This is a genomic window from Mesorhizobium mediterraneum (genome assembly GCF_002284565.1).
Classification (GTDB): domain Bacteria; phylum Pseudomonadota; class Alphaproteobacteria; order Rhizobiales; family Rhizobiaceae; genus Mesorhizobium; species Mesorhizobium mediterraneum.
Map to the genome: position 1 here is coordinate 21071 of NZ_NPKI01000050.1, position 26030 is coordinate 47100.

16 protein-coding genes and 4 pseudogenes are annotated in these 26030 nt (G+C 58.4%); 12 read left to right on the forward strand and 8 right to left on the reverse strand.

The annotated features are described in order from the left end of the window. The 4 genes and pseudogenes from CIT25_RS37915 (at nucleotide 1) to CIT25_RS33535 (ending at nucleotide 3443) form a co-directional block, all read left to right on the forward strand. Nucleotides 1-192, forward strand: a complete 192-nt coding sequence (locus CIT25_RS37915) for an exopolysaccharide production repressor protein (RefSeq protein ID WP_127394248.1) — start codon at nucleotides 1-3, stop codon at nucleotides 190-192. Between the two features lie 401 nt (nucleotides 193-593). Further along, nucleotides 594-1607 (forward strand): 1-aminocyclopropane-1-carboxylate deaminase, encoded by a 1014-nt coding sequence (locus CIT25_RS33525; RefSeq protein WP_024505903.1) that lies wholly within the window; start codon nucleotides 594-596, stop codon nucleotides 1605-1607. Nucleotides 1608-1760: 153 nt separating this feature from the next. After that, nucleotides 1761-2698: pseudogene (locus tag CIT25_RS33530) on the forward strand (IS21 family transposase); the annotation flags it as partial. Further along, a complete protein-coding gene (locus CIT25_RS33535; RefSeq protein ID WP_095489380.1) occupies nucleotides 2676-3443 on the forward strand; it encodes an ATP-binding protein in 768 nt (255 codons plus the stop codon). The pseudogene CIT25_RS33530 and the gene CIT25_RS33535, both read left to right, overlap by 23 nt. A gap of 991 nt (nucleotides 3444-4434) precedes the next feature. Here CIT25_RS33535 and CIT25_RS37925 read toward each other — a convergent pair. From CIT25_RS37925 to CIT25_RS33580, 8 genes and pseudogenes are all read right to left on the reverse strand, one after another. Then, nucleotides 4435-5106: pseudogene (locus CIT25_RS37925) on the reverse strand (transposase); the annotation flags it as partial. A gap of 296 nt (nucleotides 5107-5402) precedes the next feature. After that, the gene (locus CIT25_RS33550; protein WP_095489382.1) at nucleotides 5403-6212 is read right to left on the reverse strand and encodes an Lrp/AsnC family transcriptional regulator; all 810 of its coding nucleotides are present in this window, start codon (nucleotides 6210-6212) and stop codon (nucleotides 5403-5405) included. 21 nt (nucleotides 6213-6233) lie between these two features. Continuing rightward, nucleotides 6234-6497 (reverse strand): annotated as a pseudogene (locus CIT25_RS33555) (transposase); the annotation flags it as partial. Between the two features lie 204 nt (nucleotides 6498-6701). Further along, nucleotides 6702-8348, reverse strand: coding sequence for an MFS transporter (locus CIT25_RS33560; protein ID WP_095489383.1), 1647 nt, complete (start codon nucleotides 8346-8348; stop codon nucleotides 6702-6704). Nucleotides 8349-9076: 728 nt separating this feature from the next. Further along, the gene (locus CIT25_RS33565; protein WP_095489384.1) at nucleotides 9077-10435 is read right to left on the reverse strand and encodes an MmgE/PrpD family protein; all 1359 of its coding nucleotides are present in this window, start codon (nucleotides 10433-10435) and stop codon (nucleotides 9077-9079) included. A gap of 399 nt (nucleotides 10436-10834) precedes the next feature. Continuing rightward, nucleotides 10835-12145, reverse strand: coding sequence for a diaminobutyrate--2-oxoglutarate transaminase (gene ectB, locus CIT25_RS33570; RefSeq protein WP_095489385.1), 1311 nt, complete (start codon nucleotides 12143-12145; stop codon nucleotides 10835-10837). 36 nt (nucleotides 12146-12181) lie between these two features. Continuing rightward, nucleotides 12182-13246 carry an L-histidine N(alpha)-methyltransferase gene (locus tag CIT25_RS33575; protein WP_206073040.1) on the reverse strand — a complete coding sequence of 355 codons (1065 nt, stop codon included), beginning with the start codon at nucleotides 13244-13246 and terminating at the stop codon, nucleotides 12182-12184. A gap of 225 nt (nucleotides 13247-13471) precedes the next feature. Next, nucleotides 13472-13724: pseudogene (locus CIT25_RS33580) on the reverse strand (hypothetical protein); the annotation flags it as partial. A gap of 985 nt (nucleotides 13725-14709) precedes the next feature. On the opposite strand from CIT25_RS33580, the gene CIT25_RS37930 reads away from it, so the two are divergent. From CIT25_RS37930 to CIT25_RS33625, 8 genes are all read left to right on the forward strand, one after another. Next, complete coding sequence (locus tag CIT25_RS37930; RefSeq protein ID WP_245330121.1) at nucleotides 14710-14880, forward strand: hypothetical protein; 171 nt, start codon at nucleotides 14710-14712, stop codon at nucleotides 14878-14880. A 274-nt stretch (nucleotides 14881-15154) separates the two neighbouring features. Continuing rightward, nucleotides 15155-16291: a serine hydrolase domain-containing protein gene (locus tag CIT25_RS33590; RefSeq protein WP_095489387.1), complete on the forward strand. Its 1137-nt coding sequence runs from the start codon at nucleotides 15155-15157 to the stop codon at nucleotides 16289-16291. 424 nt (nucleotides 16292-16715) lie between these two features. Beyond that, nucleotides 16716-18380: an ABC transporter substrate-binding protein gene (locus tag CIT25_RS33595; RefSeq protein WP_095489388.1), complete on the forward strand. Its 1665-nt coding sequence runs from the start codon at nucleotides 16716-16718 to the stop codon at nucleotides 18378-18380. 62 nt (nucleotides 18381-18442) lie between these two features. Continuing rightward, nucleotides 18443-19396, forward strand: a complete 954-nt coding sequence (locus CIT25_RS33600) for an ABC transporter permease (RefSeq protein WP_095489389.1) — start codon at nucleotides 18443-18445, stop codon at nucleotides 19394-19396. After that, nucleotides 19393-20271, forward strand: a complete 879-nt coding sequence (locus CIT25_RS33605) for an ABC transporter permease (RefSeq protein ID WP_095489390.1) — start codon at nucleotides 19393-19395, stop codon at nucleotides 20269-20271. Before CIT25_RS33600 ends, CIT25_RS33605 begins: the two co-directional genes overlap by 4 nt. Then, entirely contained in the window at nucleotides 20264-22300 is a 2037-nt protein-coding gene (locus CIT25_RS33610; RefSeq protein ID WP_095489391.1) for a dipeptide ABC transporter ATP-binding protein, read from the forward strand. Before CIT25_RS33605 ends, CIT25_RS33610 begins: the two co-directional genes overlap by 8 nt. Before the next feature lie 598 nt (nucleotides 22301-22898). Further along, a complete protein-coding gene (locus tag CIT25_RS33620; RefSeq protein WP_095489393.1) occupies nucleotides 22899-24182 on the forward strand; it encodes a pyridoxal phosphate-dependent decarboxylase family protein in 1284 nt (427 codons plus the stop codon). A 312-nt stretch (nucleotides 24183-24494) separates the two neighbouring features. After that, entirely contained in the window at nucleotides 24495-25973 is a 1479-nt protein-coding gene (locus CIT25_RS33625; RefSeq protein WP_095489394.1) for an NAD-dependent succinate-semialdehyde dehydrogenase, read from the forward strand. Nucleotides 25974-26030 lie beyond the last annotated feature (57 nt).

Genomic DNA, 26030 nt, shown 5'->3' on the forward strand with positions numbered 1-26030 from the left:
ATGGTTTACTTCGCTTTGGATTCGCTCCGTGTGGCAGTCGTCACGACGCTGGCCTGTTCGCTGCTGCTTCAGGCCGGCTCCTTCGGCCGCGTGCTCTTTCTGATCTGGCAGTCCTCTAGCCGCGCTCGTGGAACTCGCCACAGGGGCCAGCATGCCGATGGTTACAGGAAAGCTCGGGTACCAGTCGTCTGACTCTGATCAACTGCGGAATGCAATTTTCAGCTGTGTCCCGGCTTGGTCGAATGCCCAGCATATGCTGCTGCTTTGATGCGCGGATGACAGGATCAGTGCTCAGACCCACACCAGTTTTGGTCACCCTCTGATGACTGAGCTGATCGTATAGGGAATCTGTGTTCGGCTAACACGCGACCACATTCGGTTTGTCCTTAGGCCGGGAGATGCGGGTGGTTGGTCGATTAGGCACATAAGAGTCATTGCAGCACGCTGGATGCGGTGTGCTTGTCGCAATGACAAACTCGGTGCTGCACTACCGGACTTCTGCACCCGCTTCGAAAGACGGGTGTCTTTGATCACACATACCCCTGGGCTGACCGGTGCGCAGCCGGTTCAGGTACTTTTTTGCTGGAGATAGCATGCTGGAAAAATTCGAACGTTATCCGCTCACCTTTGGACCCACGCCGATCGAGAGGCTCGACCGCCTCGGCAAGCATCTGGGCGACAAGGTGGAAATCTACGTCAAACGCGAGGACTGCAACTCCGGTCTCGCGTTCGGCGGAAACAAGCTGCGCAAGCTCGAATACATTGTGCCCGACGCGATCGCGTCAGATGCCGATACGCTCGTCACAATCGGTGGCGTGCAGTCCAACCATACGCGCATGGTCGCTGCGGTCGCCGCCAAGATCGGCATGAAATGCCTCCTGGTCCAGGAGAGCTGGGTCCCACATGATGATGCTGTCTACGACCGGGTCGGCAATATCCTCTTGAGCCGCATCATGGGGGCAGAGGTGCGCCTGGTTGACGAGGGCTTTGACATCGGCATCCGCCGCAGCTGGGAAAAGGCACTTTATGAAGTCAAGGCAAGGGGCGGCAGGCCATATGCGATACCTGCCGGCGCCTCTGTCCACAAATACGGCGGCCTGGGCTATGTGGGGTTCGCTGAGGAGGTGCGTGCCCAGGAAGAGCAGCTTGGGTTTGCCTTCGACTATATCGTCGTCTGTACGGTGACTGGTTCAACCCACGGCGGCATGCTCGTCGGGTTCGCCAAGGATGGTCGACAGCGCAACGTGATCGGTATCGATGCCTCCGCCATGCCCGCCAAGACCAAGGCGCAGGTGCTTGGCATCGCCCAAAATACAGCGAAGCTCGTCCACCTCGGAGCGGAAATTGTCGAGGCAGACGTGGTGTTGTTCATGGACTACGCGTACCCGGGTTATGGCGTTCCATCGGAGGAAACCAAAGAGGCAATCCGTTTGTGCGCGCGGCTCGAGGGCATGATTACGGACCCCGTTTACGAGGGCAAATCGATGCAAGGGATGATCGACCTCGTCCAGAGGGGCTTCTTTCCACAGGGATCGAGGGTCCTCTACGCACATCTAGGCGGCGCGCCGGCGATCAACGGGTACGGCTACACCTTTCGCAACGGCTGACGTTCGGCAGTCTGCGATTCCGCGGTCGCGCTCGAACGTGGGTAGGTAGCGTCGTTCGAGCGCTTGGCTGGAGAAGTGGAGGCAGCGACGGGCATCCACTACTTGGTACCATTACGTGCTGTCGGGGCTCAACGCCACGCGGATTGAGCGAGCGTCGAGAATGCGATTCAACATACCCAGGGGACCGCGCTGGCCGGACGGCGCTTCGAGACGCTGGAAGCCCAGAACGAGTTCTTGAGGCACTGGGAGGAGAACTGGGCTTCCAAGCGCATCCACGGCAGCACTCGCCGTCAGGTCGAGGCCATGTTCCAGGAGGAGAAGCCGCACCTGCGGCCGCTGCCTGTCGCACCCTTCCGCATCTTCGCTGAAGTCGTTCGGACCGTCTGCGACGACACCACCGTACGCGTCGACAGCAGCTATTACGCCGCGCGGCCAGCGCCCGCGCCTCTACCCTTCCACGATCGAGATCCGTGATCGCCACACTCATGCGCTGCTGCGGATTCATCCCCGGATGACGCACCCCGGTTCTGTCGTCCTGCCGACCAACGAACGGCCGTTCAATCCGTCGCGGCAAACCGCCGTGCTGCTAGCGAACGCCGGTCGCATCGGCCCCCAAACCAAGGCCCTGTGTCAACACATGTTCGATGCCGAGGGACGCCCCGGACAGCGCGCGATGTGGGGCATTGTCGGGCTGAGCCGGAAGTATCCGACACGGCTGGTCGAGCAGGCCTGTGCTCATGCCATCAGCAACGGCATCTACCGCTACAAGCACGTACGCGCGACTGTCGAACGGCTGTTTGAGCAGGCGCTGCAACAGGTTGGAGAAGCCCCACAGCCGGCATCGCCGCTCACCCAGGTTCATCCACTGATCCGCGCCCCCGCGGAATATGGCGACCTCTTCAGCCGTGCTGTGCGACACGATGCCGGCAGCAATGGCCGGCGGGCTGGGGCTGACGACGACCGCGCCTCTCCACCCCGCGCTCGTGGCGCCTGCGCAACCCCGACCAGCTTCGGCGCCACGAGCGTTCCCGCTACCCCCTTCTCACCTCAAACTGGAGATCCAACCCCATGATGACCATACCCGAAATTGAACGCTGCCTGCGACAGCTGCGCCTGTCGGGCGTCCGCGACACGTTGCAGACGCGCGTGCTGCAGGCGCAGGGCGCAAACCAACCCTTCCTCGAGACCTTCTCCCTGATCCTGCAGGACGAACTGGATCGTCGCCAATCCCGCCTTATCGAGCGGCGATATCAGCAATCCGGGCTCGATGAAAAACTGACGCTCGCCGAATTCGACTGGTCCTTCAATCCCAAATTGCCGCGCCAAACTTGCTTCCAGCTCCACACCCTGTCGTTCATTGCCGCCGGCGAGAACGCGATGCTGGTCGGCAAACCGGGCACCGGGAATCCCACATCGCCAAGGCGATTGCCTATCAGGCGATCCTGCACAGCCACAAGGTCCAGTATCTCGAGACCGATGACTTCTTTCCACCGCCACGCTCTGAACGCCCCCGCGCAACGCGAGGCCCGGATGCGAACAATCATCGACTGCGATCTCCTCGTGCTCGACGATCTGTTCCTCGCACGCCCCATCCCCGACGACGCCGGCGCATGGCTGCAGACCCTGATCCATCAGCGCTACAAACTGCGCCGCAGCGTCATCGTCACCTCCAATCGGGTCGTGCAGGACTGGGGGACATATCTGCGAGACAATACCATGAGCACGACGATACTCGATCGGCTGATGCACCATTGCCATCTGCTTGAGTTCGATGGACGCAGCTATCGCCTCAAAGAAGCCGCTGAAGCCCTTGCTCGGAAAACAAAGTCAAACTAACAAATCCACCTCTGTCCTGTCTTGCGGGTGGGGGAGTTTCACTGACCCTACCCGGGGGAATTTGAAGTGACGCGCGGGGGGAGAGCGCCTCTACGATCCCTGCGCCTATGACGACCGGCTATTGTTAGGGCTCTCGGGGATCATGAGTGAAGCGGAGTTGCACCAGATCCGCATCCGCCTGCATCAAGGGGAGCGGCAGAAGGCGGCGCGGGGCGAGCTTCGCATACCGCTGCCAGGTGGCTTGACCTACAACCGCAACCCTGATGAAGAGGTTCAGGCTCGGCTGCGTCTGATCTTCGACAAATTTAGAGAGCTTCAGACCGCGCGACGCGTTATGCGTTACCTGCGCACGCATGACCTACGCGTACCGGTGCGGCCGCTTCGCGGGCCGGCGCCCCATGAGTTGGTGTGGCGAGACGCCACCATCGCCCATGTCCATCATATTTAGCACAACCCGGCCTATGCCGGCGCATATGTCTACGGTCGGCGCCGAATAAATGCGGTCCGCCAAGGTCCAGGTTCGCACCGCGCAACCTCGAAGATGGCCATTGACGACTGCGAGGTTTGCATCAAAGACGCACACCCTGGTTATATTAACTGGGAGGAGTTCATGGCCAATCAGCGACGCCTCGCCGACAACACCAATCGATACGAGGCCGGCCACCGCGGCGCGCCACGCAAGGGCATTGCTTTGCTGCAGGGCTTGGCGGTCTGCGGCCAATGCGGACGGCGGATGACCGTGCGCTACAGCGGCCCCAACAATGCATGCCCCGTTTACTGCTGCCTGGCGGACCGCAACCAGACCGGCAGTTCTCTCTGTCAGGAGGTTCGGGCGCCCGCAGTAGATGAGTTGGTCGCCCGGATGCTCCTGGAAGGCGCTGGAACCTGACCAAATCGCCATCGCCATCGCTGCGCTCGACGAGATTGCTCTTCCGCATATTTGGTGCAAGGGCGAGAACTTCTCGTCTGCCCCTCTGCTGCGGGTGGTTCGGGCGGCTGCCAGTAGCCTGTTTCTCAGCAGTGGATATCCAGAGCGCCCATACATCTGGCGCTTGATCGTCTTGAGCCGGTTGATCTGTCCTTCGACCGGGCTGGTGCTCCAGGGCTGGGTGATCGCCGCCCGGACGGCCTCGATGTCGCGGCCGATGCCTGCTGCAAGCGAAGCCAGTTCGCTGTCCGTGGCATCCTTGAGCCATTGCTCGAGGCCGGCATCATCGTCGCCGCGGATCAGGGCAGCGAAGCGCCGGGCGAGTTCGCCCGCCACTGCAAGCTCCGGCGCGGCTTCGTAGAGATGGTGCAAGAACCGCCCGGTTGGCTCATCGAGCGATGTCGGGTCTTCGCTCAGGAGCCATGCACAGTTCCGGCGCGATGGCGGCCGCCAGCGCGAATTTGGGTGGAGCGGTCGATGACCGCTCCTTGCGGGCGCGGTCCATCTATAGACGGTCGCCTTGCTGCCTTCAAAGCCGCGGCGCTTGATTTCGGTCCACAGCTGCGACCCGTTGCGCTGGCCTTCCTGCCAGCGCAGTTCGAGATAGTCCTGGAAAGAATCCAGGACCGATCGCGTGGGTGGCCGCCGGTGCTCGGGCTCACCGCCCGCGGCAAGCCAGCGCTCGACCGTCCTCACGTTCATGCCCATCCGTGGCGCGATCTGGCGCGGCGCCATGCCGGAGGCGCGCAATTGCAGGATTTCCGCGTAGAGTTCACTGCGCTGGTGTCGCCTCGAGCGGCGCAGGCCATCAAGTTGCGTGCAACTCTCTACCGATGATGCCGGCTCGCACCTTGTTCTGACCCCAAGTAGAGCAGACAGCACGGGCTACGATTTCGATCCGATAGCAGTGGTTCTTGTACATCGGTGCACTCACGGTCAAGGGCGCGCTGCTACCTCAATTCCCTTACCGCTCAATTATGTGACAGTACCGATCGGCGGACTAATTGCTCGTCGAAACTACAGCGCATTGATTATACCAAACTGCGAAAATGGACAGCCCGATCCTCTTTGGCAACCCGACTCACTATGTCGCTAAAATACCTTTCAACACCAAATTCAGGAGTTAGAAATCTCTCTGCGATCTCAGTATAGCACTCAATAGATGAAACAACAAATTTGATGTGAAAGTCAAACTGGCCCATTACTTCGTAACACTCGGCAACTTCGGGAATGGCGCACATACGGCGTTCGAAGAAATTTAATCCATCGCGATTTTGCCTTGAGAGGACTACCTTAGCTAAAACAATCTGGACACTTTGCAGCTTTTCAATCGCTATTTCTGCAATGTAACGACGGATGATTCCGTCTTTTTCGAGCTTTTTGACCCTCTGCCAACACGGCGACACAGAAATGCCGACCCTGTCGGCGAGGATCTTAATTGGAAGCCGGCCGTTTTCTTGGAGCACATCAAGAATCCGGTAATCCATGCGGTCTAGCTTGTTCATATCACTTACTCTAACGTACGATAGGATCTTCCTGAACGTTTTTTCCGCAGTGCTGGCTATGTGGCCGGCAAGCATGCCGCCGCAATCCGTCGCCACCCTGCCACATTTGCCGAATTGTAACAGCCCCTGCAACTCTGGGCTCATGAAAAAGAAATGGGATAACGCACTTTCTGTCGGGGCCTGAACATCAGCTTTGATGTTTCCATTGTGCTCTAATCTTACTGAGTCAGAAGGTCGCGGCTGCGGGGGATTCGCGCTGGTCTCGGATTTGTAGGGTGCTGCTTCGTGATCAGGGAAGCGCCCCGCCATGCCCGACTGGACAGCTGAGTGAAGCATTCGACCGCGTTGTCACGTTGTTGGTTCGAATGGGCCGCTATTCTCGCAAGGCACGGCCGGCATCAGTTCCGCAGGCAGCGCCAAAAGACCCTGACGCGCGTACCGTCGCCAGCCCGAAAGCTGATGCGCAATGAGATCATGACGACGCGCAACATCAACAACCCGCGCACCGGGTTGAAGGCGCTCCGCGACAATCCGCGCCTTCAGGTCATCGGGCCATCGTCGGTTTGCAGGACGAGGCTCGACAACTTCGCATCGCCCAACAAATCCCTCGCCATCTGCCATGCCAAATCTCCAGCTCGTGCCGAAAACCATCTGGCAGAAACCTTAATGTTCAGAAACACGCGGAATCAATGGGGTGTAGGCGGCGCATACGAGAATACGACAGAAGATTTACATAAATCCGGTTAGGCGAAGGGCTTTTCAGCGACTCTCAAAAAAGGGAAACGGCAGCCCTTCCAGCCACCAGTAGTGCTCTTTCGGACGTACTTACGGACGCGATACGAAGGGGACAGGCTGCACTTGGCTGTCGGAGGCCGGGCTTGTCGACCGCTCGATAGAAAGTGTGAGATGAGGAGGGCAATCATCGACCTGCAGAGCGGCAAGGCGCTCGCCTATCTCTCTGTCAGCCACGGTTAGCCGATGGTTTAGACGAAGATAGTCCGTCCAGGTCGGCGTGCGGAATGTCTCGGTCCACAGCGTTGGCTTCTGAAGATTTCGCTGCAGCGTCCAATTCCGCGCACCGGCACGGCTCTGAACGCGCCGCCTTTCGCGCATGCAGCGCAGGAAAGCCTCGATATTGGCTTCGGGGATCGAATACTCCACTTTGACCACGATCGGACCACTCCTCGGCCTGAGAGTGAGTACCAATTCTGGTGGAGTGAAGTCGGAAGCGCCTTGATCCGATTCTTCCCAAAGTCGGATGGGCAAAACCTTTCCCGCTGCTGCAACCAGCAGCAGTGCCACTGCAGCACCTTCCAAAGCCCACGTGATTGAATAGTTCTGCGCCACAGTACCCCAGACCCAACTGCCGGCTGCCATCCCGCCGTAGGTCAAAGCGTAGTAGATCGATAGAGTACGACCAACGACCCACCTGGGGCTTGCCAGCTGCACACACACGTCGGTTCCGGCCCAGGTCATAACCCAGCCTGCGCCACCGATTGCGAGCGCGATCGCCGCGACAGTCACCGATGAGGTGAGAGCCAGCAAAAGGCAACACGTTGCGCAGGCCACGGACGCGAGCGCAATCAACCGTTCTTGCGAAATGATGCGTCTCAAGTAGCCATTGCTGATGCCGGCGACAAAGGCGCCAGCGCCGAAGCCGGCCAACAGGACGCCGTAAACAATTGGCCCGCCCGCCAGCTGGTCGCGAACCAGGAGGGGGAGCAGAGCAAGGATCGAGATGCTTGACAGCCCGAAGAGGGTTGCACGCACAATCGCCACTCTGATCTCCGACGAGATCGCTGTGAAGCGCATGCCATCATGAATGGCAGTTGTCATACGCTCGCGGGGAAGAGGCGAAGAGCGAACCTGCCATTTGGAGCGCAGGACAGCGCTCAATGGGACCAGGTCGCTCAGCGCCGCAAAGGCGAAAGCCGTGAGAGGTCCCAGCAAGGCCAAAATCACACCGCCCAGCGCCGGTCCTATGCTTCGAACAATGTTGTAACCCACCGACATCAGCGTCACTGCAGCGGGTACATCGCGCTTTTCCAGGATGTCACCGACGGAAGCGTGCCAGGCTGGATCATTTAAGGCAAAACCGCATCCGGCCATGAAACCCAGTCCCAGGATCAACCATGGACTTACAAAGCCCAGCCCCACAGAAAAAGCCAGCGTCATGGACGCCAGTGCGATCAGGCAGTGTCCGGCAAGCATCACCCCGCGACGGCTGAAGCTGTCAGCAATTGCTCCAGCAAGGATCGACAAGAAGAAGGCCGGCAGGGTCGACGCAGCCTGAACGAGCGCGACCATCAGATCAGAGGCTGAAGTCGTGGCCATGAGCCAGCTGATACCCACGCTCTGGACGAGCCAGCCGAGGCTGGAAATCTGTGTGGCTGTCCAGATCGAACGAAAGACCGGGTTCTGAAGAGGGATCAGAGTGGTTGCCACGAAGGGCGGGGAATCTTCACGCCGCATAACTTGTCACCTTCAACTAAATAGTTCGTTAGCTCACCTGCTAACGACGAGGGGCCTCAGCGCAGCCGCGTCACGACCGAGTTCCGATATCGAGCTCTCAACAAGGAGATGTTCGCATCACCATGCTGGTGCGCGATGAGCGCTAGTTAGACGTCAGATGGTGGGATTGCGCAGCCCGATCGGGTGCGGTCAAGTCTACCCTGCGACGCTGAGGTTGGATGGTGCTATCGCCCCGAGGATAGGCTTGTCAAACTGCTGGGAGCAAGCCAACTCCGGGCGACGGACATGGGCTTTTTCAACACCGTCATGCCCGAGGACGGCGATGTCACGTTGTCTGCATATAAACGCGTTGGGCGTTGTCACGTTGTTTGAAATGCGGCCGCGTGAGGCCGACACCGCGCTTTTCAGGCAGGCCGTGCACTCACGGCTTCCCACGTGGCCATGGCCTGGCGTCGATGGGTTCGAATTTGTGCTGCCGAGCGATTGGTCTGCGATGGGACGAAGAGGTTTAGGACTGCGGGGAGATCGACACGAAATGTAGCAATGAGCCGACAGACCGAAAGCCTGTTGCGCTCGCTCCCGTTTTCGGAATGCCAGGTGAGAATTATCCGTCCGGTTGTTCAAGCCTTTGGCGGCGGTAGAGCGGATCACGAACAATCTTCGACATGCGCGTCGCATCGCAGATTTTCCGTCAGCCTTCAGTTAACGTTACGGTGCCGCGGCGAGGATCAGCGATCGAGTGGCGCAACGATCACGCCAATCAGACGGCTCAGCCCTTTACTGTCCAATCTATCGAATGATAACGCCATCGCCTCCATCTCGTCGGCCCGGCCCTTGCCGATCAAACCGGTGGTGAAATTGACGTATTTGCTGTGGAACTCTTCCGCGCTCATGGGATTGTCGCGATCGCCTTTCGGCGTGCGCGGCTCCGACATGATTTCTCGGCCGTCCTTGAGGTAAAGCGTCACGTCGGCCCAGCGCTTCCCGACGCTGATGCGAGTGTAGTGCTCGGTTTGGACAAGCTCGGTGGCATTGGAAATGCGCCGGATCTCTTCATCCTGCAGAATCTCCGGCAAGAGTTCCTGGGGGCCTATTTTGCCACGCACGATCATCGTCGCAACGGGGAACGCGATCGAATAGCTCATTTCGTCCAGCGTCTTCGGGTTGTGACCGGCAAGCCGAACGGCATAATGGAACGTCTGAATTCGGACGCGCGAGACATCCTCGCTGGAAAGGCTGTTGTCATGCATCAGGTCGCGCGCGGCATCGATCGATGGATGCGCCCAGCGACAGACCGGATAGGGTTTGTACGAGGTATCTTCAGCGACACGCCAAGCCTGTCCGAGATCGCGCCACCAGGGCTCGGCGACGGCCCCCTCGACGGTGATCGCCGGTGCGCCAGTAAAGCCGAGTTCGGCCAAATAGGCAGCCGTGAGGCCTGAGGGAGCACCCCAGCCGACGCCGTCGCGCAGCATGGTCGGGAAGTCGATGCAGCGCATCATTTGGCTGCGGGGACCGTGATATTCTGCGATGCCCGCCGCATGACGCGTCTGTTCCTGGCTAAGCCCCAGCAGTCGGGATACACCCGCCGCCACGCCGACCGCCGTCCACGCCCCTGAAGTATGGTAGTCGGAGACGGTGCCGTGAAGCGTCAGGCCGGCGCGGTAGGCAACCTCATAGGCGACGACCAGCGCAACCATGAATTCGCTGCCCGAGATTGCAGAGCCCGAAGCCCTGAGCGAATCGGCAACGGCGAGCAGCGCAGGAAACACCGCCGAACCGGCGTGACCCTTGCAAGAACTGTTGTTGTCATGGCCATCGATCGAATCGACGGTGAAGGCGCCGGCAAAGGCCGCCCCCGCCGGGCTGACCGGCCGCCCGTCGAAAATCATCCGGGCCGCGCCGACTTCAGGCGACGAGCGCCATAGGCGATCGGCGATCTTCCTGGTGATCAACGAGATCTCCGTGGTTGCGCCCACCACCGCGACGCCGAGCGTGTCTGCAAAACTACGCCTGAGGATGGCACGGACCTCTTCGGGGATGGCGTCGTAGGTCAGGCCGCCGGTAAATTCGGAAAAGGTGGTCATGTTGAAACCTCTCACGAGTTAATTCGATAGGCGCTGCCTGACGGTTCGCCGGCAGTTAGTTCAAGGAACGTCGCTATGGGCCCTGACTGTCAAGGCCCGCCTTCTGGATAACGATAATCGGACTGCATCGTCCAACTCTTGACCGCGCTTTCCCTGAGCTGCGAAACCCCATCAGCAGCCCGGCGACATCGCCGCTCCGCACCGCGCGCTTGTACTTTTTCGGTTGTTTCGCGACAGCGAAGTGATCAGCCAGGTCAATCGGGTCGATTCCATCGAAACGAAAATAGCATCAAGAGAATCGAAAATTGCATCAGGATCGGTGAAGATGACGGTCCGTACTTGGTTTGGTAAGCTGCTGTAGCATTGTCGTCTCCAGAGGAGGTGAACAACTCCACTCTGTCAAGGAGTAGGCGCTATCAACCCACCCCTGGGCCGACTGTCGCCACTGCGGTCCACAGCCTTGTTCGTTCGTTCGGGGCAAAAAGCAGTCCTGATGGTGGAAACAAGCACATTTATTCCGGCGACCAATTCTTCATCCGAGACCGTCAGCGGCGGCATTATCTTTATCACCTCGTCGGATGGCCCGCATAGCTCCACAATGAGTTTCTGCTTGTAGGCTTCCGCTTTCACCTGAGCAGCCAACTTGCTGTCGATGACGTCAAGCCCAAGCATCAAGCCTCTCCCTTTCACGTGGTAGCCGAAAGGGATGGCGAATTCAGACAAGATCTTATTGGCAATCCTGCCTTTGCGACCGATCTCATGCTCAAAGTGCTGATCGCACCAATACTCTCTAAGAGCAGCCGTAGCAGTGACGAACCCATGGTTATTCCCGCGGAACGTTCCATTGTGTTCACCAGGGTGCCAAAGGTCGACGTAGGGAGCCAGTAAGACAAGAGACATTGGAAGCCCGAACCCCGAAATTGACTTCGCCATTAGCACCATGTCGGGACAAATATCGAAAGCCTCGAACGCAAAAAATGGTCCTGTGCGACCACAGCCTGTTTGAATTTCATCGACGATTAGGATCGCACCATGGTGTCGGGCAACCTGCTCGATGTCTTTGACCCAGCGGCGCGTCGGCACATTGATCCCTCCTTCGCCCTGCACGACCTCGAGGATGATTGCTGCGGGTTTGTCTATTCCGCCGGATGGATCGCTCAGCAGCTTCCGAAGCGATTCGGCCGTATCGCAGCTTGGGCCTAGATAGCCATCGTACATCGCGCGATGAACGCCGTGGAGCATGGAAGCGGACGCCCGTCGGTGATAAGAATTTCCCGTGAGGGCTAGCGCACCGAGCGAACAGCCATGAAAAGCGTTCGTAAAGGCGACAATGTTGGTGCGACCGGTAACCTTGCGTGCGAGCTTGACCGCAGCCTCGACAGCATTGGCACCAGTGGGGCCGGGGAACTGAATGCGATAGTCAAGCGATCTCGGGCGCAAAATCAAGTCTTCGAATGTGTCGAGAAACTCCTGTTTGGCTCCCGTTCGGAGGTCAAGCCCGAGAGCGATGCCGTCTCTAGCGATATAGTCTTGTAGGGCAGACTGCATAACTGGGCCATTATGTCCGTAGTTTAACGATCCGCAGCCGGCTAAAAAGTCGAGGTATTTGTCACCGGTTTGGGCAATCAGGTAACTGCCCTTGGCTTCTGTGAACATTGCTGGGTAAGAGCGACAGTAGCTCCGAACTTCCGATTCACTGTCTTTCTCCATCCGACGTCTCCGTGTTAGGTTATGAGCCAAAATCCGTCACTCGCTCGAAAGTTGAAACAAGATTACGGCATATCGCTGGTCCGAATCGGTCCAGTACTTTACTTGCCAAAAATCGTGATTGCCGAACATATCATTAAAAGCATTAATCTCAACTTTTCTCATGATCTCTGTCCGAATCAACTCGCCTTTTTCAAGCTGAAAGGAGAAGTTCAACTTGTGGAGATTGATTAATTGATCCTGCATAGCCTCCAAGTGGCTCTCCATGCGATGCAGCGATTTATTATGAAATGCCACATGTCGAAACTGGAATAGATCAAAGTCTCCACTGAAACGCCAGTTCAAATGTCGTAGAACACATAAGTTGGTCAGAATAGCGGTTTGATTGTTGTATGCGGCCTCTAGGATTTCCGTTTCTTTGTCCAAATCTATCCCGACCAAAAAATAGTCGCCGGAAGACAAGGCCGAGCGAGCCGATAGGAGAAGATTATCCAACTCGTCGTCGTGCATGTTCCCGATTGTGCTGCCGAGGCAAAATAAAAGCTTTGGACTAGCGAGGCTCTTGATTTCTGCGAGTCCGGTCTGGTAAGTCCCGACGATTCCCAAGAAGTTCAAATCCGACGACACTGAGAGAATGTTTTCGGCCGCTCTCTCCAAAATCGAGCGATTGATGTCAACGGCGGCGTAAGAGGTCAGGCCATGCGTCCCCACATAAGCATCAATCAGCAGAGTTGTTTTCTCGGCGTTCCCAGACCCTAGCTCAATGAGAGAGACAGGACCTGTAATTCCGGCAATAGTCTTTGCGTACTCGCCCAGTATCCCTCTTTCTGTTCTGAACAAGTAATATGTTTTCTCGTCGCAGAGTCGCTCAAATAACAGTGATCCTGTATCGTCGTAGTAATAGATGGAGTTGATGGTGCGCGGCGATTCCGACAGGGACGCCACCAATAGATCGCCATTGAATAACGTTTCAGCAGGAACGTCCGCGCCGATGATCTCATATTTATTGCCTATGGCCATTGCGGCTGTGCCGGGACGGTGTCGCACCATTGGGATAGCTCCATCAAATAACGGCGTACTGGTTGGCGGCTCGCGCCGTTTCACGAAGAGGAGCTTCAAAGTTCGTGCCAATTGCGCCGATGGAGCGTTAGAAATTAGTTTCTGAGTTTTTTCAATGACTTAAACGGGAGTGTAGTAGTCAGCCAGGCCAAAACCATTGTGTCGCGGAGTCGACAAACCCGACAGTAGGTGTCGGTGCCCGGCGTGCTCTCAAGAATGGTGATGGGATTTACCAACAGCACTGACCTTACCTAACCTGACATCGTAAAGTTATCGACAGGCTGGCACAGCGATGGCCAGCGAAGTTATACCAAGAGTCATCGGGACTCTACCGATGTGCGCCCATTCCCGCATTCCGATCGACGTGATGGTTTCGGGCGGGGCGAGGAGTTTCTGCCAAGCCTCGCAAGCGGCATCGATGATGGCCTGGGTAGCTGTCGAAGACGCGGTTTGAGAGCCAGTGCAGGTATTGCCAGACGTTCTCGACCGGATTCAGCTCCGGCGCCCGCGACGGCAGGAAGATCGGCGTGGGCGTTGTCACGTTGTTTGAAATGCGGCCGCGTGAGGCCGACACCGCGCTTTCAGGCAGGCCGTGCACTCACGGCTTTCCACGTGGCCGTGGCCTGGTGTCGATGGCTTCCCGGTTGGTCGCTTCACTCACGTTACGGCCCATCGGATTGCTCATCCGCCCACGGCGGCCTTTGTCACGAGGCTTCGACCCGGCCAGTTACCCGACCGAGCCGCTCGTCAGCTACCAGACCAATGACTACTATCTGGGTGGAACCTTCCTCCACTGGTGAAACGCGCCATCGGGGCGCACTGAATTTTCCGGGCTAGTAGCCGGCGTGTGGGTCCCGAAAGTATGCGAGCGTTCTTAGCCATCAGCTGCGGCTAACAGCGCGCTTGGCTCCCACAGAATTATTTTCGGTTCTTTGTTTCTCTTCAGTAAGAGTTTTCTCAAACTGGGCGTAAATCAGCAACACTTACATAACCTGCGATGTTAACGTCAGCCTCAAAGAGTTTTAGCGGGCGACGAGCTATGATGGAGACGGGGGTAGCTCTTGAGAAACCAGCGTAGTCGAGAGAGAGAGAGAGAGAGAGAGAGAGAGAGAGAGAGAGAGAGAGAGAGAGAGAGAGAGAGAGGTGCCCCTGGAAGCGATCAGCATTTTCCAACGGCAATACGGTGGTGCCGAGAAAAGGCATGAGCCGTACTGACGTCGAAAATGCGCTATTCCAAAGGCGTGCGGCAGATGACGATGCACGTGCGACCTTTTGCGATCGGTGGGATCAATAACCGGGGGCAGCTTCTTGATGACGGTGTCATCGATGTCGCCAGAGCTGTCTACCAAGCCTTTTCAAGAACAACTCGCAGGACCCATGGGATCAATCCCACAACAGAATCCTGATTACCTCATAGTGAAGGACCGCTGAAATGAGACTAAGTGAATACGTAGAGTACCATGTCACCGGTTTGGCCTCCCTCGTGAGCGCCGGCGAAAGTGACGCGCGTGGAACTGACGAGCTTGGCCCGCGAGGCGCACGACGAGGTCAACCCGCGCATCAACGCCGTGATCGAGTTCTACGAAGATGCTGAGACCGTTGCCGGCGCGGACGCCGGTCCGTTCAACGGCGTGCCATTCCTTCGCAAGAGCGAGCGCAGCGGACATTTGGGGCCGTGAGCAGCGGAAGCGCAGAAAACGCCATCAGATGGCTCGCCGGAGCGAATTTCCAAACGGTCTCTAATGCATTCATTGGCCCTTCGCATTTGTTCAACGCTGTCCAAAGCCGGGATATTGTCCTTCCGACGGCGGTCGTGACCGCAGATGGCAGGGTCTACTGACCAACGCAGAAGCCGAAGTCGATCGAATTGGGCCGGCGCACTTGTTGGTGAGGTCCGTACTGTGCACTCCTCATGAATACTACTAACAACCCGAACTTGCAAAGGTCCACCGCATGACTGTCCTTTCGACCGCCAATCCAGACTTGATCACCCTGTCCGACAACAAGGCGCGCTGGAACCTGCCCGACCACCGCCGCCACGGCTTCCATAATCTCCACACAACGGCGCGCTACTCCATGTCCCTGCGCGCTCCCCGCGTTCTGCCTCTCAGGAAGGAGATCGACTGGACCATCGGCGAGCGACCCGGCGTCGCACGTTTCCTCGCCATGCCGCATTTTTCGGCTTTCATCGTGGTGCGCGACGATCGCGTCCTCTACGAAGCCTATGCGCCGGACTTCGGACCCGACAAGCCGCATACCATCATGTCGATTACGAAGACGTCGCTCAACCTGATGCTCGGCCGCGCGGTGGCTGACGGCCTCGTCAATCTCGACGAGCGAGTGGGCACCTATTTGCCGGAGATCGGTACGGGCTACGCCGATGCGACCATCAAGGACGTCGCCGATATGAACGTCGCCAACAACTACACCGAGGACTACAGCGACGCCTATACTTCGGCGTTCCAGCAGGACGCTGCCAATGGCTTGCGCCTGCCGGCGGAGGGTCAAAAGGAAGAGACCACCCGCTCCTTCCTCTGCGGCGTTACCGGAGACGATCTCGTGAATCGCAGCGGCGAGGCGCTCTACAAGTCGAGCAACAGCGACGTCATTGGCTGGATCATTGAGCGGGCCAGCGGCCGGCCGCTGCGCGACTGGCTGATCGAGATCGTCGAGGCGGCTGGCATCGAGGGATGCTTCCATATGACCTGCGACCGCGAAGGTGTGCCGACGGTCTCCGGTGGCGCCTGTCTCACCGCCCGCGATCTCGCACGCTATGGACTGCTCTTTGCGCGTAAGGGCGAGGGTATCGACGGCCGCCGCGTCGGCGATGCCGCCTTCATCGAAGAGACCCGCCGCAATCCCGGCCCTTCCATGCCAAAGCCGTTAGACTGGTTTCATTATAGCCGTCAAACGTACACCGACGCCACGTGGTTCGGACATAGTGGCTATGGTGGGCAGTATATGCTTGCGAACCCTGACACCGGCACCGTCGTTGTCTACCTCGGTGTCCTCGAGAACAAAGCCGCCAGCGACCCCGAATTTGGCGCCGCTTTGATGAAGATGACAGCCGATCTTGTTGCGGAAAAATGAGCTGTTCGCCAGCGGCCGGAGATTCAACGTCACTCTAGTTTCGCTAGACGCTTTGCCGACTTCAACGGGGTTAGTGAAGGCTGCTCGCGTCGCCCTCCCATGCGGCATGAATGGGCAAGTCGAGTTCAGAAAGGGTTTTCGTTTTGGAGGCAATCTTCGGCAACCCCTACTTTGCCCCTGCTGGCAGTACCCAAAAAAGTTGGAGGGCGATGCTGTGAATGCGGTCGCAGTTTATCAAGCATCGGGTCCACCTCGGGAAAATCAGAGTCCTTCCAGTGGTTAGCCCTTCCGCCGCCCAGAACAGACAACCGGGTGAAACCGTGTGCTCTGGTCGACAGCTCTCGTTGACGGCCCAGAGAGAAAGAATCGTACGCATTTAGCCAATCACTCGCCAGCAAAAAAGAAAATAGGGGAAAGGGATACCATGAATAAGAACTATCGCATTCTCGATCTCATCCGGCGCAATCGTTCGCCGCATCAAAATCACCTTATCGACGGTCTGGTCGACGGCCGGGTCAGCCGCCGCGACTTCATCCGCCATGGCAGCCTACTCGGTGTTTCGCTGCCGCTGCTAAGCCGCATAAGCGCCGTCGCGGGTTTCGGTGGCTTGCCTTCGCTCGCTCGCGCCCAAGGCACGCCAGGCGCCACCATTCGCGTCGCCTGCGGCGCGCCGACGGCGACAATCGATCCGATGACCACCACTGACAATAGTGGCTTTATGTTGTTGCAGCAGGCCGGAGAATACCTCTGCGTTGTCGGTCCAGACCTTGTACTACAACCGGTGTTAGCTGAAAGTTGGAATTCCAACGACATAGGCACGGTGTGGACGTTCAAGCTGCGCAAGGGCGTCAAGTTCCACAGTGGCGGCGAGATGAAGGCCGACGACGTGGTCTCAAGCATCGACCGCCTCGCCGATCCAGCCAGTTCTTCTAATGCGCTGTCGGTGTTCAAGGGAATCCTGCAGAAGGGCGCGACCAGGAAGGTCGACGATTACACCGTCGAATTTCACCTCGACGCGCCGAACGGCAACTTCCCCTATATGATGTCGTCCGACAATTACAACGCCATCATCATCCCCGCGAGCTACAAGGGCGATTACGAGAAGAGCTTCGACGGCACCGGCCCGTTCAGAATAGAGAAATACACGGCAAAGGTCGGCGCATCCTTCGTCCGCAACGAAAACTATTGGGGGCTGAAGGCGCTGCCCCAGCGCACCGAATTCACTTTCTTCAATGATGAGCAGTCGCAGATTCTGGCATTACAGGGCGGCCAGGTCGATATGATGCTCTTTGTATCGCCTCTAGCCGGCATTGGCCTGCTTAACGATCCGAATTTCAATATCATAAGTGCGAAAACGTCCGGGCATAACCAGTTTCACATGCGCTGTGATTCCGACCCGTTCAAGGATCCGCGCGTGCGTCGCGCTATCGCGCTCTGCCTCGATCGCGATAAGCTTGTCGCCGGCCTACTTAAGGGCCGAGCTTCACTAGGCAACGACAGCCCATTCGCTCCGATCTTTCCATCGACTGACGCGAGCGTGCCGCAACGCAAGCAGGATATCGCACTGGCAAAGCAGCTCATGGAGGCGGCGGGCGCTGGCAATGGCTTCAAGGTGACGCTGACCACCGAGCGCTATCTTGAAATCCCCGAATACGCGCAGCTCATTCAGAACTGGGTCAAGGAGATCAGCATTGATCTCGATCTGAGCCTCCTCGACCAGGGCAGCTATTATGGTGATGGGACGTTCGGCAAGTCGAACTGGCTGGATTCGGTGGTGGGCATCACGGATTACGCTCACCGCGGCGTGCCGAACGTCTTGCTTGGCGCCCCGCTGAAAAGTGACGGCACCTGGAACGCCGCGCATTTCAAGAACAAGGATTACGACGCGCTCGTGTCAAGCTACATCGCGGCTCTCGATCTCGAGGCGCAGAAGGCGACAGCCGGCAAGATTCAGAACCTGCTGCTCGAGGAAACACCGGTCATCTTCGGCTATTTCACCGACCTACTGGTGCCAACCGCGAAAGGTGTGACAGGCGTGCAGCCGACGCCCATGGGGCAACTTTTCCTCGACAAAGCGTCGAAGGCCTGACCGGAAAGCGAAGCTAACAGCCGGCCCCTCACCGAGGGCTGGCTCCATGAGGAGTATAAGCCATTCTCTCCTTCCTTGTCCGGCGTGTCTCACTTTCGTTTGTCACGCTATTTTTACTAAGCATCATGGTGTTCCTGGGCGGCCAGGTGCTGCCCGGCAATGTCGGTCGCGCCATATTGGGGCCGTTTGCCGATCAAGGCGCCGTCGACACGCTCAATCACACGCTCGGCGTCGATCGTCCGCTGCTTACGCAGTACTGGAGCTGGATCTCCAACTTCGTCCAGGGCGACATGGGCACGTCCTACATCTACCGCTCGCCGGTAGCTCCCCTCGTCGTAGATGCGCTGGGCAATTCGGTGAAGCTGGCGTTCGTCGCCTTCGTATTGGTGATACCTATAGGCATCTTGGGTGGCGCGGTTGCAGCACTCAATCTCAACCGGCCACTCGATCGCATCATCACCCTCGGTGGCCTTTCCATGACGGTGCTACCCGAGTTCGTCACAGGGATCATCCTGATCCTGATCTTCGGCGTCTGGCTCCGCTGGCTACCGATCTCGGCTGCATGGCCACACGACGCTGGGTTCTTCCGCCAGCTGTATCACCTGATCTTGCCGTCGATGCCGCTGTTCCTGGTGCTGTTCGGTTACGTCGGCCGCATGGCGCGCTCCGGCATGATCGAAGCACTCGATTCCGACTACACCAGGACCGCCGTGCTCAAGGGCCTGCCATGGCGAACGGTGATCTGGCGCCATGTGCTGCGCAATGCGCTGCTGCCGACCATCACCGTGATCGCCACGCAGACCGGCTATCTGATCGGCGGCCTTGTCGTCATCGAGACGCTATTCCGCTACCAGGGCGTCGGATCGCTGATCTTCACCGCGGCTCGAGGCAAGGATTTCCCGATATTGGTATCCGGAACCCTCGTTGTCGGTATCGTGTACGCCGTGGCGACACTTGCGGCCGATTTTCTTTATTCCATGCTCAATCCGCGCATCAGTTTAGGAAATGAACAATGAGCGTCTTTCAGACGAATTTCACCATGCAAACTGATACTCGCCGGCGCGGGCCGGTGGTAGAGGTTCTCCATCAGCTGCTGTGCTCCGGCACGTTCCTGACCGGCGTTGTCATCGTCCTGTTTTGGGTGGCATGCGCGCTGTTAGGCCAGCACTTTGTGCCCTATAACGCGCTTACCGAGGACATCATCAATGCGCTGGCGCCGCCGTCTTCCGAGCATTGGTTCGGTACCGACCAGATCGGCCGTGACGTTTTCTCGCGCGTCATCGTCGGCTCGCGCGACATTTTGACCGTCGCACCGCTCGCGACCTTATTAGCAACCCTTACCGGCACCGCGCTTGGCCTGTTCACCGGCTATTTCCGCGGCCTTGTCGACGATGTCGTCAGTCGCATCCTGGAAGCCTTCATGGCGATTCCCGGACCAATCGTTTCTCTGTTGGCCATAGTTGCGCTCGGCACGTCCCGAATCATGGTCATCGTGGTCATCGGGTTGAGCTTCGCGCCTGTCATCGCCCGCACCGTGCGCTCAGCGGTGCTGGCCGAGCGCGAACTCGACTATGTCGCCGCCGCACAGCTCAGGCATGAAAGTACTGTGCATATGATGTTCGTCGAGATCTTTCCCAACGTCATTCCGCCGATTTTGGTCGAGAGCACCGTGCGGCTCGGCTACGCTATCTTCGCCGTCGCCACACTCTCCTTCTTGGGTTTCGGCATCCAGCCGCCCTCACCCGACTGGGGGCTCTCGATCGCCAGCAATTACGGCATGATCAGCGGCGGCTTCTGGTGGACGGTGCTGTTCGACGCGCTGGCCATCGCCTCGCTGGTGATCGGTGTCAATTTGGTGGCCGATAGCGTGCAGGCAGCGCTCAATGACTAACTCCGCCAAGGCCGAAAACGCACTCGAACTCACCGATCTTTCGGTTGCCTACCGCGTCGCCGGCCGCAATCGCGCCGTGCTGCGCAACCTCAGCCTCACCATCGGCCAGGGCGAAGCCTATGGGCTGGTCGGCGAATCCGGCTGCGGCAAATCCACCGTGGCGCTCACCGTCGTGCGCTATCTGCCGAGAAATGGCTCGATCACCGGCGGCGCGATCTCGCTCGACGGCCAGAATGTGATGAAACTTGACGCCGAAGCGCTCAGGCGGGCGCGCGCGGAAAGCGTCTCCATGGTCTATCAGGACCCGGGCAAGGCGCTGAACCCATCGATCCGCGTCGGCCGTCAGCTGACCGAGATTTTTGAACTCGGCGGCGTTTCGGGACGAGCGGCCACTGACCGGGCGATTGCGATGCTGAACCGCGTGCGCATCTCCGACCCCGTCAGCGTCATGCAGCGCTACCCGCACCAGCTTTCCGGCGGCATGCAGCAACGCGTGGCGATTGCCATGGCGCTGGCCAACGATCCGTCGATGCTGATCCTCGACGAGCCGACCACCGGCCTCGATGCGACGGTGGAGGCCGAAGTGCTCGACCTGATCGCACAGCTCAGGCAGGAACTGTCGGCCTCGATCCTGTTCATCAGCCACAACCTCGCCGTCGTTTCCAACATGTGCGACCGGGTCGGCGTGCTCTATGCCGGCATGCTGGTCGAGGAAGGGCCGACGGAGGTCGTGTTTAACGATCCGCGCCATCCCTACACGGTGGCGCTGCTGCGCTGCCTGCCGCGCGGGGGCCAACGCAAGGATCAGGGCCGGCTCGACACCATTCCGGGTTTCCTGCCCGGCATCGGGGCCGACATCAAGGGCTGCGCCTTCGCCGATCGCTGCGCGCTCGCCGACGATCGCTGCCGCAGCGAATTGCCGCCGCTCTATGATCTGGGCGGCCGGCTGTCGCGCTGCTTCCATCACGACAAGGCGCAGGCGCTGCCGCGCGCGACACCGAGCGATGTGGCGCCTGTCCCAAAGCCGGCGGCAGCACCGGTGCTGCGCGTCGCCCGGCTGAACAAGACCTATGCCAGCCATGGCCATGCACTGCGCGCCGTCAAGGATGTCTCGCTCGATTTGCTACCCGGCGAGACGCTCGGGCTGGTCGGTGAGTCCGGCAGCGGCAAGACGACCTTCGCCAGGCTGCTGCTCGGCTTGGTGCCGCCCGATGACGGCGGCACCATCGAGCTGGAAGGCAAGGCGCTGGCGCCACGACTGGAGAACCGCAGCGACGACCAGATCAAGGCGATGCAGATCGTCTTCCAGAATCCGGATTCGGCTCTCAACCGCTCGCATTCGATCCGCCATCTGATCGGCCGGGCACTGAAGCGGCTGGCCGGCCTCTCCGGCAAAGCGCTGGAGTCGCGCCTCAATGACCTTGTCCGCTCGGTCCGGCTCACCGACCGCCATCTTGCCGTCAAGCCGCGCCAGCTCTCTGGCGGCCTGAAGCAGCGCGTCGCCATCGCGCGCGCCTTCGCCGGCGACCCGCGCATCGTGGTGTGCGACGAGCCGACCTCGGCGCTCGACGTCTCGGTGCAGGCAGCCATCCTCAACCTGCTCGCCGACCTGCAGTCGAAGGAAGACGTCAGCTACATCTTCATCTCGCACGACCTTGCCGTGGTGCGTTACCTCTCCGACAAGATCGCCGTGCTCTATCTCGGCCGCATCATGGAACTCGGACCGTCCGAAGACGTGTTTTCCGGACCGCATCACCCCTATACCGAGGCGCTTTTGTCGGCCGTGCCCAAACTCGACCAGACCGAGACGGCGCGCATTCGCCTAGACGGCGAAATCCCCAGCGCCACCAACCCGCCTTCGGGCTGCGTGTTTCACACGCGCTGCCCGCGCAAGATCGGGGCAATCTGCGAGCAGCAGGAGCCACTACTGGCTGAAGCGCGGCCCGGCCATGCGATCCGCTGTCATATCCCCTATGCCCAGCTTGCCAAGCTTCAAAGCTCGACACCGCCGCTGGAGGCGATGGGTTAAGCGTGACTGATGGGAACGATCGACCAGGTCAACCTACAGGAAGCCAAGAGCTGTCCGCGTCGTAGCTGCAAATGGGAGAGCCGCCAGACGATCTTCCCCAAAAGAAGATGGCGTTGGTGATCTCGCGGATTGACCACTCCCGAGACAAAGACGCTCAAAGGCCGCAGGCGCCACGCGCTCTTCGACACCGGCGGGCGCGGGCGCGGCTCGTCGAACCTGATCCGCCGACATTCAGTGTAAGGGCGCAGAGGCCCTTGCTTCAGGTGTCCCGCCCCTTGTTTCCATTCTTAAAGCTCGTCTGGGCCGATGGCGGATACGAGCGCGTGACGACGGCCACGACCATCACTGTCGAAATCATTAGGAAACAGTCCCATCAGGTCGCCTTCGTCGTCTTGCCAATGTGTTGGGTGGTCGAACGCTTCAAAGCCTCATGAGCTCCGAAATCGGTTCCTTTAGTCGCCGTCGCGAGCTGAAGCTTTCAATCCGGAGCAGCTCCACGAAAATACTTTTTCGAACGGTGGCAGAAAACAGAAGCACTTATTAGCGGCTATTTGCTAAAATTCCTGCACCTAAAGAATACTCGTGGAGACGTTTAAATATGCCCGCCGCACAATTTGAAACCACTACTGGTGAGTCGTTCCCACAGAGGGGCATGATACGCCAGGAGATTGAGCAAGAATTAGAGCAGCTCCGTACACAAGATGCGGACCCGCGTTCGACGTTCCCAGATCGTTGGCTCAATGACCGCGGGCTCCTGCTTGATGATGGCACATTCGAAGTTGCCAAGGCCGCTCACCTCGCCTTTTTTACAAAGGGCAACAACTACCCCACCGTTGTAAAGTTCGAACGCGATCTAATACAGATGGCCCTTAGTCTGTTCCACGCTGGAAAGGACGCAACCGGGGCCGTGACCAGTGGCGGATCTGAGAGCCTCTTTCTTGCTACTGCCGCTGCTCTAACGTACGCCAAAGAAAGACGGCCTCACATCGCCACGCCGGAAATCATTATCCCTCAGACGGGCTATCCCACATTCGAGAAATATGAGCGGTATTTCGGATATTCCATTCGTCGCGTTCCAGTAGATGCAAATTTCCGCGCAAACGTCTCGGCAATGTCCGAAGCAGTTAGCGAAAACACAGTCATGATGCTCGCGTCATTGCCATCCTGGTCGCATGGCGTTTGTGACCCAGTTCGAGAGTTAGCAGAAATTGCCAGAAAGCACGGGATTTGGTTGCATGTGGACGCTTGCGTTGGTGGGTTTTTAGCACCTTTTGTGCGCGAGCTCGGACGGGACGTTCCCGACTTCGATTTTCGAATTCCCGGCGTAAGTTCAATCTCGGCGGATTTTCACAAGTACGGCTATAGTGGCAAGGGAGTTTCGGGTATTTTCTATAGAAATAAGATGGCCCGCCATCAACCCTTCATCTTCGATACATGGGCAGCAGGACTTTATCGCTCACCGGTTCTTATTGGGACACGTAACGGGGGCGCAATCGCTTCGGCCTGGGCGGTCATGCGTTATCTGGGGCGGGACGGATACCTCTCCCGCGCAGCTCAAATCCTCAAGCTGAGAGATGCCATATTGGTCTTGGTTGAACGATGCCCTGGGTTGAAGATAGTCGGCGGGGCTGAGCTCAACGTGGTCGGAATAGGCAGCGACTACTCCGACATATATTCGATTGCGAGCAAGCTGACGGACTATGGATGGAAGATCAACTTACTGAAGGAGCCTGAGGCAATACAATTGGTGCTTGGGCCACTGCGAGATGAGTATATTTCGTTGCTAGTGAATGACCTTGAGAAGGCCGTAGAATCTGTACGGCGCGAAGGTTTCATAGTTCCTTCTCCAGCTGTGGTGTATTCCGACGAGTACGTCGACTGAGGCGGGTATCGCTCGTTGTTTTTCAGGTTTATTACAATATGGCGAAACCGCAATCCTGGGTACTTGAAGGGCCGGCAGCAGGTCGTTCGTGTCCGCATCCTCACCGCGGATGGATGTGGAGGCGTTCTCTGAGAGGCGCGGAGAGGGAGTCTATTCCGTGGCGATCGATCAGCCTGGGCGGTTGCTTGAGATTACTCTTCGTTTCTGCAATCTGCCCATCCTTGAACAATCCAATACCCAATAGAGCGCTAAGCTCTATCCTAAGTAGATATTTACGGCGGCTCTTGGGCTCGCAGCGATACGGAGAAACCAATGTCACTTTCTGAAACAGTTCTAGCAAAGTTGAAAGACAAGTCGTTGGTGACGGACAGAGCTCTTGTAGGGACTGGGTGGGTCGCGGCAGGTTCAAGGGGCCTCACGTTTGAGGTCACCAATCCCTCAACCGGCGAAGTCCTCGCAACCCTTCCAGATCTCGGTGAAGAGGAGGTCAGGTTGGCGATTGAGGCTGCCCATGTTGCCCAAAAGAACTGGGCAAAGAGGACGGGCAAGGAGCGCGCCGCAGTCCTGCGAAGGCTTTACGACCTCTTAGTCTCGAATGTTGATGATCTTGCCACCATCCTCACTTTGGAGATGGGAAAACCATGGCCGGAGGCGAGGGGAGAGATCCTTTATGGTGCATCCTACGTCGAGTGGTTCGGTGAGGAAGCAAAGCGAGTTTACGGCGACACGATTCCAGGTCATCAGCCGGACAAGCGCATCATCGTGATCAAGCAGCCCATCGGAGTTGTTGGGGCCATCACGCCGTGGAACTTCCCGAATGCGATGCTTGCCCGCAAGATGGCCCCGGCAATCGCCGCCGGCTGCAGCATGGTGTCAAAACCTGCGGCTCAGACCCCCCTATCCGCGCTCGCTCTGGCTCTCCTTGCCGAACGCGCCGGTCTGCCACCCGGTCTTTTTTCTGTGCTCACCACGACCGATGCGGCGATGGTGGGTCAGGAATTCTGCGGAAATGAGAAGATCCGGAAGCTCACGTTCACAGGCTCGACCAATGTCGGAAAAAAGCTGATGCGGCAAGGCGCAGAACAGATCTTAAAGCTCGGCCTCGAACTCGGGGGTAACGCGCCATTCATTGTCTTCGATGACGCGGATCTCGACGCTGCCGTCGACGGCGCAATGATTTCCAAATACCGCAATGCTGGGCAAACCTGCGTCTGCGCCAATCGGCTCTATATTCAGGAGGGCGTCTATGATGCCTTTGCCGCCAAGCTTGCCAAGCGCGTTCGCCAGATGAAAGTCGGCGACGGCTTTGCCGAAGGGGTCACGACAGGCCCTCTCATCGACCAGAATGCGCTGAAGAAGGTACAGGAGCACGTCACCGACGCGGTCGCTAAGGGGGCTACAGTGGAGGTCGGCGGCAAGCCTGCGAGCCAAGGCGGCCTCTTTTTTGAGCCCACTATCTTGACCGGCGCAACTGGGGATATGCGCCTCTCCACGGAAGAGACGTTCGGCCCTATCGCGCCGTTGTTCAAGTTTTCGACCGAGGAACACGCCATTGAAATGGCGAACAACACCGAGTTTGGCCTGGCTTCCTACTTCTATTCCAGGGATGTCTCGAAAATCTTCCGGGTGGCGGAGGCTCTTGAATACGGCATGGTCGGGGTTAACACTGGGCTGATCTCCACGGAAGTTGCGCCTTTTGGCGGCATCAAGCAATCTGGCCTTGGCCGCGAAGGTTCAAAATACGGAATCGAAGATTATACAGAGATGAAATATGTGTGCCTGAGCGTGTGATCGCCTGTGCTCCGCGCGAGAAAATCGCCTTGTTCACTTACGACGCTTGCAGGTGCT

What these genes read in the sequence shown, in the direction of transcription:
- CIT25_RS33525 (WP_024505903.1), top strand. Translation starts at nt 594, where the DNA reads ATGCTGGAAAAATTCGAACGTTATCCGCTCACCTTTGGACCCACGCCG.
- CIT25_RS33590 (WP_095489387.1), top strand. Translation starts at nt 15,155, where the DNA reads ATGACTGTCCTTTCGACCGCCAATCCAGACTTGATCACCCTGTCCGAC.
- CIT25_RS33595 (WP_095489388.1), top strand. Translation starts at nt 16,716, where the DNA reads ATGAATAAGAACTATCGCATTCTCGATCTCATCCGGCGCAATCGTTCG.
- CIT25_RS33560 (WP_095489383.1), bottom strand. Translation starts at nt 8,348, where the DNA reads ATGCGGCGTGAAGATTCCCCGCCCTTCGTGGCAACCACTCTGATCCCT.
- ectB (WP_095489385.1), bottom strand. Translation starts at nt 12,145, where the DNA reads ATGGAGAAAGACAGTGAATCGGAAGTTCGGAGCTACTGTCGCTCTTAC.
- CIT25_RS33625 (WP_095489394.1), top strand. Translation starts at nt 24,495, where the DNA reads ATGTCACTTTCTGAAACAGTTCTAGCAAAGTTGAAAGACAAGTCGTTG.
- CIT25_RS33550 (WP_095489382.1), bottom strand. Translation starts at nt 6,212, where the DNA reads ATGCTTCACTCAGCTGTCCAGTCGGGCATGGCGGGGCGCTTCCCTGAT.
- CIT25_RS37915 (WP_127394248.1), top strand. Translation starts at nt 1, where the DNA reads ATGGTTTACTTCGCTTTGGATTCGCTCCGTGTGGCAGTCGTCACGACG.
- CIT25_RS33620 (WP_095489393.1), top strand. Translation starts at nt 22,899, where the DNA reads ATGCCCGCCGCACAATTTGAAACCACTACTGGTGAGTCGTTCCCACAG.
- CIT25_RS33605 (WP_095489390.1), top strand. Translation starts at nt 19,393, where the DNA reads ATGAGCGTCTTTCAGACGAATTTCACCATGCAAACTGATACTCGCCGG.
- CIT25_RS33535 (WP_095489380.1), top strand. Translation starts at nt 2,676, where the DNA reads ATGATGACCATACCCGAAATTGAACGCTGCCTGCGACAGCTGCGCCTG.
- CIT25_RS33565 (WP_095489384.1), bottom strand. Translation starts at nt 10,435, where the DNA reads ATGACCACCTTTTCCGAATTTACCGGCGGCCTGACCTACGACGCCATC.
- CIT25_RS33610 (WP_095489391.1), top strand. Translation starts at nt 20,264, where the DNA reads ATGACTAACTCCGCCAAGGCCGAAAACGCACTCGAACTCACCGATCTT.